This is a genomic window from Parabacteroides leei (assembly GCF_023369805.1).
Taxonomy (GTDB): Bacteria; Bacteroidota; Bacteroidia; order Bacteroidales; family Tannerellaceae; genus Parabacteroides; species Parabacteroides leei.
On sequence record NZ_JAMBQG010000006.1, the window covers coordinates 339,375 to 351,690 of the forward strand.

6 protein-coding genes are annotated in these 12,316 nt (G+C 52.5%); all 6 read left to right on the top strand.

Going from position 1 to position 12,316, the window contains the following annotated elements; all coding sequences use genetic code 11:
- Window positions 1-33: 33 nt before the first annotated feature.
- The gene (locus tag M1P97_RS11680) at window positions 34-1,428 is read left to right on the top strand and encodes a fimbrillin family protein (protein WP_249389166.1); all 1,395 of its coding nucleotides are present in this window, start codon (window positions 34-36) and stop codon (window positions 1,426-1,428) included.
- Between the two features lie 12 nt (window positions 1,429-1,440).
- A complete protein-coding gene (locus M1P97_RS11685; RefSeq protein ID WP_229058381.1) occupies window positions 1,441-2,565 on the top strand; it encodes a fimbrillin family protein in 1,125 nt (374 codons plus the stop codon).
- 77 nt (window positions 2,566-2,642) lie between these two features.
- Window positions 2,643-3,761: a BF2992 family fimbrillin-A clan protein gene (locus tag M1P97_RS11690; protein WP_249389167.1), complete on the top strand. Its 1,119-nt coding sequence runs from the start codon at window positions 2,643-2,645 to the stop codon at window positions 3,759-3,761.
- A gap of 16 nt (window positions 3,762-3,777) precedes the next feature.
- Window positions 3,778-6,960, top strand: coding sequence for a BACON domain-containing protein (locus M1P97_RS11695; RefSeq protein ID WP_249389168.1), 3,183 nt, complete (start codon window positions 3,778-3,780; stop codon window positions 6,958-6,960).
- A gap of 37 nt (window positions 6,961-6,997) precedes the next feature.
- Window positions 6,998-10,207 carry a BACON domain-containing protein gene (locus M1P97_RS11700; RefSeq protein WP_249389169.1) on the top strand — a complete coding sequence of 1,070 codons (3,210 nt, stop codon included), beginning with the start codon at window positions 6,998-7,000 and terminating at the stop codon, window positions 10,205-10,207.
- A 286-nt stretch (window positions 10,208-10,493) separates the two neighbouring features.
- A partial coding sequence (locus M1P97_RS11705; RefSeq protein ID WP_317242758.1) for a BACON domain-containing protein occupies window positions 10,494-12,316 on the top strand: 1,823 nt, incomplete at its 3' end.

Genomic DNA, 12,316 nt, shown 5'->3' on the forward strand with positions numbered 1-12,316 from the left:
ATTTCCGATGAAATCCATTTAAAACAAATCAAAATGAAAAGAGAATTGACAGGGATGGCTATGACCATCTTATTATTGGGAACAGCCAGCTGTTCGCAGAGTGAAGACGGTATCGATATCGTAACCCCTCCGACAAGTAAAGCCGTAACGCTGGGTGTGGATGTCGGTGTGAACACAGGTGCCAAGACAAGAGCGGCGATGACGGGCACTGCAATTACGTTCAAGGATGCCGATTATGGCACCACCGACCATGCGATCGGTCTTGTTGTATCGAATGCAGACGTATCGGGCTATTATGCAGCGGAAACTCCCGGTTTCGATATAGGCTATACCTATACGGCCCCGACTACCGACATTTGCTTTATGGGCGATAAAGACGGAAAAAACTGGAAGGCGATCGACGTTACGACGTTCCCGGCAAATGCTTCTGCTGAAAAAGCAAAGACTTTTTACCTGGATAAGAATCTGGGCCAGGTATTTGCCTATTTCCCGTACGACAAAGCCAAAAAAACGAAAGCAACGATCGCCGGTAATAAGGTTACTTATCCGATCAATATTGTTGCTACGACTTCTGCTAAATTGGGAGTAGCTGCCGATAATTCGGCCCAGAAATTCAGTGGTGCTGCCTGGGCTGCAAATACGGATAAGAACACCGTAAATATTCTGGCGGAAGAAACAGACTATTTGTATTTTGTACCGGCAGACGGCAAGGGCCGTATGGTGAACAACGGCGTATTGCCCGCAGCAGACGGTACGGTGACACCTCCCGACGGAAGCAACACCGATGCCAATCCGGGAAATAATATCTCGTTGACGATGAAACATGCCTTGAGTATGGTTACTTTCCGCCTGTACGATAAGGACCTGGTTAAAACGGCACCTACAGCGGCCAATTCGGCTACTACATTGGGTTCCGTGAAATCGTTTAAGATCGAGAACGTGGATGCTTCCGACGGACCGCTGAAAATCGGAGCGACAACGATGGACCTGAATGTGACAGGCGAAGCCGATCCGATCGACTATGCTGCCACGACAGCCGGAGCTATCGAACGTACGTTGGATAAATACCTGTTGATCCGTGCCCGCCAGACGGGTACTGCCGGGGAGACAGCCAGTGCCAGTACATTCCTGTATCCCGACGGTGGCGACGGCCGTGATGCTGCCAATTACATCAGTACATTGGTTTACCCGATCGCTTCATTGGAGGCTAATAAAGTAAAAGTAACCTTCGACATCCTGGAACCGGGTGCTGCAGCATCGAAGTCATTCCCGCTGACCACCGTATTGACGGTGCCGGACGATGGCGGCTGGTTGCCGAACAAGAACTATATCTATACTTTCAGCGTATCGAAGAGAGGCTTGAATGTAGTGGATGTGACGGTAGCGGACTGGGAGTCTGTAGAAGTAGGTGGCGTAGTCGAGCTATAAACCGCACGATAGATGATGCGTAGGCAATTCATAACCGGGTGTTCGGCCTCTTCGCTGCTTTCGATAGCCGTTTTCCTATGGCTGTGTGCTGCTTGTACGCAGGCGGATATCGTACTGCCGGTAACCGGTCAGACGGAAGAGGATGTCCCTTTGTCCGTCAAGAGCCTGGACTTATCGGTGGAGGTCGAATCGAGAAGTGTCGTGACCGGAGGCCCGGAAGAGACTGCGAAAAATCCGAACCCGCTCAGGCGGGTCGGACTTTTCGTGACGAGGATGGATGACGGTAGCGTGTACGACAGTACTAATCCCGCACAAGCGTTTAGTTATTACCCGGTCGACAAGACCTGGGGGGAAGAGAGCGGCTATGCACCGGTACTTCTCTCGTCCGACAAAGCGACGGTATATGCTTTTTCGCCGGTAACGGATAACGCGAAGAATGTAACGGCGACGGGCGAGCCGCCGGCTTCCTTGCTGGGCAAAGTGAAGGTACTGGCCGAACAGACCTTCGATTTCGTCTCGGCGGATCCTCCGGCGGATGTGGCGACGGATGCACAGTGGCAGACCGACCAGGACGATTATTTCTATGGCACGGCGAAGGAGAATCCCGACCGCTGGAACCCGGAGGTGCATCTGACGGTCAGCCATGCACTTGCCAAGCTCAGCTTCCGTATCCTAGAGGCCGACGGCGGCAGCTATTTTACCGGCCGGAGCGTAAAGAAAGTCATTCTGGAAAGAGAGGGCGGCTTCCAGACGGCCCCGGAGGCAAACGCTTCGCTGAACCTGCAAACGGGCGAACTGACCGGGACGACGGCAGCCGACTCGCTGACCTTCGAGGCTGGCACTATGCGTGCCGTCGGTACGGGCATTGCCGAGGCCGATGTCGCTACGGTTCCGATACAGGCTTTCGGGCTGGTCGTTCCGGCGAAAGACGCCAGCGTAACGCTGAAACTGCGGCTCGACGACGGGCGTCTGTTTACCATCAAGCCGGGAGCGGACCCTACGACAACGACGACGTGGGAAAAAGGGAAGAATTATATCTACACGATCCGGATGTCTCCGCAAGGGGTCACGATAGCGGATGTGCAAGTAGCCGACTGGGCCGCAGGAGGTGAAGAGGACGTGCCGGTAGTAGAATAATAATAGACCTTAAAAAAGGGCGGGCGGGGAGCGATACCCCTCCCGTTCACAATTGAGAATTGAAAATTGAGAATGATATGAGATGGGATAGGGGATGTAAATATCTGTTGGGGTTGCTGATAGGAGGAGTGTTGGCGGGATGTACCACGGGAACGGTAGACGAGGACGTGCCGGAAGAGAGCCGGCCGGTGACGGTCAGCTTTGCCCGGCCCACCCTGGGTATGCCGGAGGTGGTGACCCGCGCCGAAACGCCGGCGGCGCTTCCCGCAGGGGCTACCGTGCGTATCTGTGCCTACTTCACCGGTATACTGGGAGAGGAGGCGCCGGTGTCCGCTGCCTTCGCCACCACGAAGCCTTCGTTCGAAGCTACCTATGTGGTGGGTGCCGACGGTGCTTTGTCGCCCTGCCGGGTAGACGCAAACGGTCTGATGACCGGTGCGGATAATGCGGGACAGCTGACGGTGAGAGGGGGTATCTATGATTTTTATGCGGTTTCGCCGGCCCGGGCCTTGGTGGAAGACGCCGACGGAAACTATAAGATAACCGGCATCCCCCATAAGGAGGATGTGATGACCTCCACGGTACGGAACGTAAGCATATCGAAGGACTCGTACGAGGTGACACTCGGCACTTTCCAGCGCAAATGTGCATTGGTGGTATTCAATGTCGCCCCGGCGGCGGACAACGTGCTCGAATTTACGACCCTGAAAGGCATGCGGCTGGTGGTGCGCCGGCTCGCCTCGCCGGGTGCGGGGCTGGTTGCCGGGAGCGATACGCAGATCCCGGCGGGAAGTGCGGAGAGTGCGGATGCGGATGCGACGGTGACGTTCGCAAGCGGTGATTTCGTCCCGGTGGAAGCCGGCTCAGACCCTAAGGGTATCGGCCTGAACAAGACGAAAAGTATCCTCCTCCCTAAAAACGGCGACCCTTTCGAGGTGGAGATCGAAGTGGTGCGTAACAAAGAGACAGTGACCCTGAAAGCGACGATCGACAAGAACATCACCTTCGACGAAGGCAAACGCTACGTCTTCACCCTGCGGGTAAAAGATAATGTGAGTACCCTGGATATGTCCGTACAAGCCTGGAAACCCATCGTTTTCACCGACGCAAACGTAGGAGCCCCCGACACCCCGTATCCCACCGATCCGGATATAACGGGAGGTACCCCGGTGGTGTTGGCGGAATGGAAGAACTGAGTAACAACAAAATTACATGAAGCAACTAAGTAAAATAGGAGTATGTATCTGTCTGCTGCTGGCGCTAGCCGGCGGTTGCACGCAGACGGATGTGGAGGAGGAGTCTCTTCCTCTGCCCGCCGGGACAAAGGTGGATGTCGGTTTCCGGCTGAATGTCTTGTCCAGCCATTCGCCGCAGACGCGCAGTATCACATTCGCGCCCGAGGGGACGTTCGAGTTGGATACGCTGGCAATGCCGGATACGCCGACAACGTTGCCAACGCCGCCAACGCCGGCGACAGGTGTCGGCGACTCGGTGCGTACCAAAGCTGCCGCGGGGCTGACGGAAGAGCAGGAAAACAAGATTGTCGACCTGTGGGTCGGGCAGTATGAAGCTACGTCGGGTAAACGTTTGTCCAATGAATATTTCGCAACCGTCAGCGACACGAAAGATATTCTCCTGCCGCTGATCGTGAACACGTCCGGCGTAAAAAGCCATGTCTATTTTATCGCGAATGCAGGCGATCTGGGTGCGGTAGCCGACGAAAGTACCTTGAAAGAAAAGACGTTAACCTGTACCACCGATGCGGGCATGCCCGTCGATAACCGTTGCCGGATGACGGGCCTGTGGGAAGGCGAGGTCGTGTCCGGCGGAGTGGAAGGTATCCCTGTGGAAATGATCCGCCTGATGGCAAAGATAACGTTCACGTATGCGATAGGTGGTGATGGTTTTACTTTCACTCCGACTTCGGTTGCTTTAAAAAATGCACCCGGGATATCCCGGGTAGAGGTAACTGATTCTCAGTTACCTGATATAAGCTATAACACCTATTCCGGCGAGGCGAGCACATCGGGTGCAACGATGTGTTGGTACCTGGCGGAAAACATGGCGGGCCGTAGTTCGGCAACAGTCGACTCAGAGAAGAAGAAGATTGGAACGGGTGTAACGAATGGCACCTGTATCGAGTTGACCGGTAATGCCGAGCAGTTCGGAGTGGCGTATAAAGATGTTACTTTCCGTTTCTATCCCGGTCGGGATATGAACAATTACGATATCGAGCGTAACTCTCATTACGAAATGAATGTCACCCTTGTGGGTATAGATCTTCTGGATGAACGTATCACGGTAGGTGAAATACCTCCGATCGAGGTCGATCCGGATAATATCCCTGCCGAAGGCGGAGAAAAGGCTGTCGCCATCACCACGCGCCCCGGTCAACCGTGGAGTTTCACGATGCCCGACTGGCTGACTGCCCTGATAGGCGACAAGACAGCCGGCGGCGGTTCGACCGTCTCCGACAATAAACCTTATACCATCCCTTTCACTGCGGCAGTCAACCCGACAGCGGAGGCGAGGGAGGCTGACATTGTAATCGATCTCCAAGGTACGACAAAGACAATACATATTGGCCAAAACGCTTCAACCTTGTCTGTTAGTGGTGCCAAGACGGTAGTAGCAACAGCTTCTACGGGTAATACTTCTACTTTTACAGCAACGGCAGGTTTGTCGTGGAATGTATCGAGTCCGGATTGGCTGACTTTGACAAGCACTCCCAGTGGTACTGATAATACCACCGGTGCAGCCCAAGATATAAAATTTAGTGTTGATGTCAATCAGAATGAATCGACCCGCAGTGGCAACATTACGGTAAAAGTGGGTAATGCCGTCAGCAGTACGGATGCAGGGTTGACAAAAACGATTGCAGTAACTCAAAGTGCATCGTCCTTAACAGCTTCTGTTAATCCGACAACAGCACTGGCCGTAACAGCTGGTGCCAGTGGAACATATACAATGAATGGAACACAAGGTTTGTCGTATTCCTTCACTGCCGGTTTCCCTATGTGGCTAAATGTAACTAATGGTAGTGCATCTACCAGTGGAGGAACTACTAGTGGTACTAATCAGACGTTAACCTATAAAACAGCTTCTGTTAATCCCAGCAGTTCTGAAAGAAGTGCAACCGTAACGGTTAAGGCTGGAAACATCTCAAAAGATGTAATAATCAAACAGTCTGCTTCAACCTTGTCTGTAAGTGGAGCCAAGACGGTAACAGCAACAGCTTCAACGGGTAATACGTCTACTTTTACAGCTACGCCGGGTTTGTCGTGGAATGTGGGCATAGTTTCTCCAGACGACTGGTTGGTTCTGACAAGTAGTGCCGGTGGAACAGACAATACGACCGTTGCCGCTCAGACTATCACTTATGATGCTGTTGTCAATCCGAACGAATCCGACCGTCAGGGAACGATCACCGTCAAGGTCGGGAATGCCGTAAGCGGCACGGATACCGGGTTAACAAAAACGATCGCCGTCACTCAGAGTGCATCGTCGCTGACCGCATCTATAGATCCTGCAGGCGTATTAGCAGCCACAAAAGATGCCAGCGGCACTTTTACGATGAACGGAACAAGCGGTTTATCGTATACTATCACACCAACATTTCCTTCTTGGTTAACTGTCACGAACGGAACCGCCTCTACCGACGGTGGAACAACTAGTGGTTCCGCTCAGACGTTGACGTATGTAACGGCATCAGTGAATCCGAATGTATCCGAACGAAAAGCTACCGTAACTGTAAAAGCGGGTAATATGACAAAGGTAGTAGAACTCAGGCAATCAGCATCTTCTTTTAGTATAACGAACCCGGATACTCCAATAAGTGCATGTGCTAATAGTAGTACAACGGGTAGTATAACCGCAACTGCAGGTTTGGCATGGACAATTAGTCCATCGTCGCAAAATGAAATTAGCGTAAGCCCAACCAGCGGATCGGGCGACGAAACGTTAACGTTTACCGGTGCCGTTAACTACGGTGCCGAACGTACTGGCACATTTATCGTATCGGTAACCGACGCTAGCCCGGCACGAACAAAAACGTTCACAGTAACGCAAGAAGCGTATACTCCGGCTTATGTAGGAGAAATACAGGTATGTAAAACCCATAATGGCAGTGGCACCCCAGGCACGGGCATTAATACATGTAAAAATTTAGTAGCGGAGGGGCACGACGATTGGCATTTGCCATCACAAGAAGAGTTACTTGCAGTACAAAAAGACAGAGCCAAGTTAGAGACGGTGCCATGTTTTACCGGGTTCTCCAATTCATTGTACATTTCCAGCACTCCGGCGTCATATGGTTATGCAGCAGTACATATGGAAACGGGTGGAATAGCTAATACTAAAACGTCAAAAAATATCCGCTGTGTCCGGGCCAAATAGGTGTGTCATAGTTAGAAATAGAACAAAACAAAATAGCATGAAACGAATAAGTAAAACAGGATTATGTATGTGTCTGCTGTTGGCGCTAGCCGGCGGTTGCACGCAGACGGATGTGGAGGAGGAGTCTCTTCCTCTGCCCGCCGGGACAAAGGTGGATGTCGGTTTCCGGCTGAATGTCTTGTCCAGCCATTCGCCGCAGACGCGCAGTATCACATTCACGCCCGGAGGGACGTTCGAGTCGGATACGCTGGCAATGCCGGATACACCGACAACATCGGCAACGCCGTCAACGCTGCAAACGCCGGCGACAGGTGTCGGCGACTCGGTGCGTACCAAAGCTGCCGCGGGGCTGACGGAAGAGCAGGAAAATACGATTGCCACCCTGTGGGTCGGGCAGTATAATGCCAAGACAGGTGCGCGTATGTACAATGAATATTTCGCCACTGTCAGCGACACGAAAGATATCCTCCTGCAATTACCATTGAACGCGTCCGGCGTGAAAAGCCATGTCTATTTTATCGCGAATGCGGGCGATCTGGGTGCGGTAGCCGACGAAAAGACCTTGAAAGCAAAAACCTTGACCTGTACCACCGGTGCGGGCGTACCTGTCGATAACCGTTGCAAGATGGCGGGTATGTGGGAAGGCGAGGTCGTGTCCGGCGGAGTAAAAGATATCCCTGTGGAGATGATCCGTCTGATGGCCAAGATCACGTTCACGTATGCGATAGGCGGCGACGGCTTTACTTTCACCCCGACTTCGGTCGCCTTGAAGAATGCACCCGGGGTCTCCCGGGTAGAGGTAACTGACTCTCAGTTACCTGATATAAGCTATAACAACTATTCCGGAACGGTGAGCACATCGGGTGCAACGATGTGTTGGTACCTGGCGGAGAACATGGCGGGCACGGGTACGCCGTCTGTCGACTCGGATAAAAAGAAGGTCGGAGCGGGCATTATGAATGCCACCTGCATCGAGTTGACGGGCAACGCCGAGCAGCTCGGCGTAAAGTATGAGGATGTTACCTTCCGTTTCTACCCGGGTGCAGACATGAACAATTATGATATCGTGCGTAACGGTCATTATGAGATGAATGTGACGCTGGTAGGTATCGACCTGTTGGACGAACGCATCACAGTGGGTACGATACCGCCGATCGAAGTCGATCCTGACAAGATCCCTGCCATCGGCGGAGAAAAGGCTGTTGCCATCACCACGCGCCCCGGCCAATCGTGGAGTTTCACAATGCCCGACTGGCTGACTGCCCTGATAGGTGGCAAGACAGCCGGCGGCGGCTCGACCGTCTCCGACAATAAACCTTATACCATCCCTTTCACTGCGGCAGTCAACCCGACAGCGGAGGCGAGGGAGGCTGAAATCGTAATCAATATCCCAGAAGGTACGGCACAGACAATTAAGATCGGCCAAAGCGGTTCGACGCTGACACAGGGTGGTGCTGTATCGTTAGGGGCAGCTGCCGACTCCGAAGGTTCTTTTACCTTTACGGCTACCAAAGGATTAAAGTGGCAGGCTTCATTAAGCGACTGGTTGGGTTGGACGACAGCTAATCCGGCTGCATCGGGCGATGCAGCTACCGGAAGTGCACAGAATTTGAAAATAAAAGCGACTGCCAGCAATCCAAAGGCAAGCCAGCGTAGCGGAACCATAACAGTGAAAGCCGGTGCATCTGTAGATGACGCGTCTTATACCGGATTGAAACAGGAGATAACAGTCAACCAGGCGGGTTCAACCGCAAGCGGTTCGACAATAAATAATATAGTAGCTGCAGGTGCGACCGGCGACGCTACATTCACGGCCACCAAAGGTTTGTCTTGGGCGTCGAGTGTCACATCTGGCAACTGGATTACTATAAAAAACGGAGGATCGGGAGCGTCTACAACCGGATCGCCTCAGACAATAAACTATACGGCAGCCGCTAATCCGTCTTCTTCTGTCCGGAGTGGAAAGATCACTGTCCGTGCAGGGGATCCCTCTGCCGGGCCAACAGGTGATATCGTTCTGAACCAACTGGGTGCAACCTTGTCTGTAAGTGGTGCCACGACGGTAGCTGCAACAGCTTCAACGGATAACACTTCTACTTTTACAGCGACGCCCGGTTTGTCGTGGAATGTGGGCATCGTTTCTACAGACAACTGGTTGTCTTTGAAAAGTACCGCCAGTGGAACAAACAATACGCCCGTTGCCGCTCAGAATATCACTTATGATGCTGTCGTCAATCCGGACGAATCCACCCGTACGGGATCGATCACCGTCAAAGTCGGCAATGCCGTTAGCGGCACGGACGCCGGTCTTACCAAGACGATCACGGTTACCCAGATCGCTTCATCGCTTACCGCCTCTATAAGTCCGACAGGTCCATTGGGTGCAACACTGGGTAATAGCGGTACTTTTACGATGATGGGAACAAAGGGCTTGGGATATTCTTTCACAGCCGGATTCCCAGCATGGCTTAGTGTTACAGACATGACAGCCTCCACAAATGGCGGAACAACCACAGGAGCTAATCAGCAGATATCATATGAAACGGTCTCAGTAAATCCGAATAGTGCCGCAAGAAAAGCGTCAGTAACCGTGAAGGCGGGTAATATAGTGAACAGTGTTGAGATCCAACAGCAGGGTTCGGCCTTCAGCACCAGCAATGTGGCTGGAAAAATAGCTAAAACAGGTGGTACAACCACTTGCAGGCTAAACGCAACCACAGGTTTGGAGTGGACTATATCTCCTGCAACCCACAATGGCATCACCGTTAGTCCTATCAGTGGAAGTCAAACCACGGTGTTAACCTTTAGTGCAGCTGGACACACCTCAACGGAAAGAACGGGCGTATTTAAAGTGACGGCGACAGACGCCAATCCACCACGCACGCTTGAGTTACAGGTCACGCAGGAATCAGGGGTACCGGTACCCGAGGTTGGATCTATTCTGATTTGTAGTTACAATGGCCCATTAGCAAATTACGCTTCAGCTTATGATTATTGTGCCAAGTTGTCTATCGAAGGATATGACGATTGGCGATTGCCATCGTGGCGAGAGATGGAAGACATCTCCAAAAACGCAGCCTCACTACAAGCAGTGCCAAAATTTGAAGTGTTCTACTACGGTGAATATTATTGGACAAGTGGAGCCCAAGGCGGCGGCATTTACGTTGTCCTGAATCCATTGACTGGTAATATCCTATACCATTATAGTACCGAGGCACATCCTGTGCGCTGCGTCCGCGACAAATAATTGTGCCCAGCTAACTCAATGAATGATGATGGTCTGTGATCCGAGGTTTGGAGGGCGCTAGAATACCCTTATGACAGAGAAAGCAGAGACTGGCCCATCGGTAAGGAGTGATCAAGCACATTTACCAAACCACTTTTTCAATTGAGAATTGAGAATTGAGAATTGAGAATTGAAAATTGAGAATTAGGCTTCGTGCAAAGCCTGCGGCACAAGGCGTTGCCTTGTCTTTCCCCTCTTGAGGGGGCAGGGGGTGTGTCATAGTTAGATATAGAATAAACAAAATAGCATGAAACGAATAAGTAAAACAGGATTATGTATGTGTCTGCTGTTGGCGCTAGCCGGCGGTTGCACGCAGACGGATGTGGAGGAGGAGTCTCTTCCTCTGCCCGCCGGGACAAAGGTGGATGTCGGTTTCCGGCTGAATGTCTTGTCCAGCCATTCGCCGCAGACGCGCAGTATCACGTTCACGCCCGGAGGCACGTTCGAGTCGGATACGCTGGCAATGCCGGATACACCGACAACGTTGCCAACGCCGCCAACAAGCGTCGGCGACTCGGTGCGTACCAAAGCTGCCGCGGGGCTGACGGAAGAGCAGGAAAACACGATTGCCACCCTGTGGGTCGGGCAGTATGAAGCTACGTCGGGTAAACGTTTGTACAATGAATATTTCGGCACCGTCAGCGACACAAAAGATATCCTCCTGCAATTACCATTGAACGCGTCCGGCGTGAAAAGCCATGTCTATTTTATCGCGAACGCGGGCGATCTGGGTGCGGTAACCGATGAAAAGACCTTGAACGCAAAAACCTTGACCTGTACCACCGGTGCGGGCGTGCCCGTCGATAACCGTTGCAAGATGACGGGTATGTGGGAAGGCGAGGTCGTGTCCGGCGGAGTAAAAGATATCCCTGTGGAAATGATCCGCCTGATGGCGAAGATCACGTTCACGTATGCGATAGGTGGTGATGGCTTTACTTTCACCCCGACTTCGGTTGCTTTAAAAAATGCACCCGGGATATCCCGGGTAGAGGTAACTGAGCGTCAGTTACCTGATATAAGCTATAACAACTATTCCGGCGAGGCGAGCACATCGGGTGCAACGATGTGTTGGTACCTGGCGGAAAACATGGCGGGTGATGGTATGCCGTCCGTCGACTCGAATAAAAAGAAGATCGGAAAGGGTGTGACGAACGCCACCTGCATCGAGTTGACCGGCGATGCCGAGCAGCTCGGCGTAGAGTATAAGGATGTAACCTTCCGTTTCTATCCGGGTGCAGACATGAACAATTATAATATCGTGCGCAACGGTCATTATGCGACGAATGTGACGCTGGTAGGTATCGACCTGTTGGACGAACGCATCACAGTGGGTACGATACCGCCGATCGAAGTCGATCCTGACAAGATCCCAGCCGAAGGCGGAGGAAAGACGGTCGCTATCACCACGCGCCCCGGCCAGCTATGGAGTTTCACAATGCCCGACTGGCTGACTGCCCTGATAGGTGGCAAGACAGCCGGCGGCGGTTCGACCGTCTCCGACAACAAACCTTATAGCATCCCTTTCACAGCGGCAGTCAACCCGACAGCGGACGTGAGGGAGGCTGAAATCGCAATCGATCTTCAGGAAGGTACGGCACAGACAATTACGATTAGCCAAAGCGGTTCGACGCTGATACCGGGTGGTGCTGTATCGCTGGCGGCAGCCGCCGACTCCGAAGGCTCTTCTTCTTTTACGGCTACCAAGGGATTAAAGTGGCAGGCAGATTTAATTAGTGACGGATGGTTAAGTTGGTCGGCAGATAATCCGGGCACATCGGGCGATGCTGCTCCCGAAAGTGCACAGGATTTGAAAGTAAAAGCGACTGCCAGTAATCCATCGTCAAGCCCGCGTAGCGGAACCATAACAGTGAAAGCCGGTGCATCTGTGGAATTCGAATCTTATACCGGATTGAAACAGGAGATAGCAGTCAACCAGGCAGCTTCAACGTTGAAAGTAGATGCTGCCACCAAGACGGTAGCAGCAACAGCTTCAACAGATAACACTTCTACTTTTACCGCAACGTCCGGTTTGTCGTGGAATGTGGGCATCGTTTCTACCGACAACTGGTT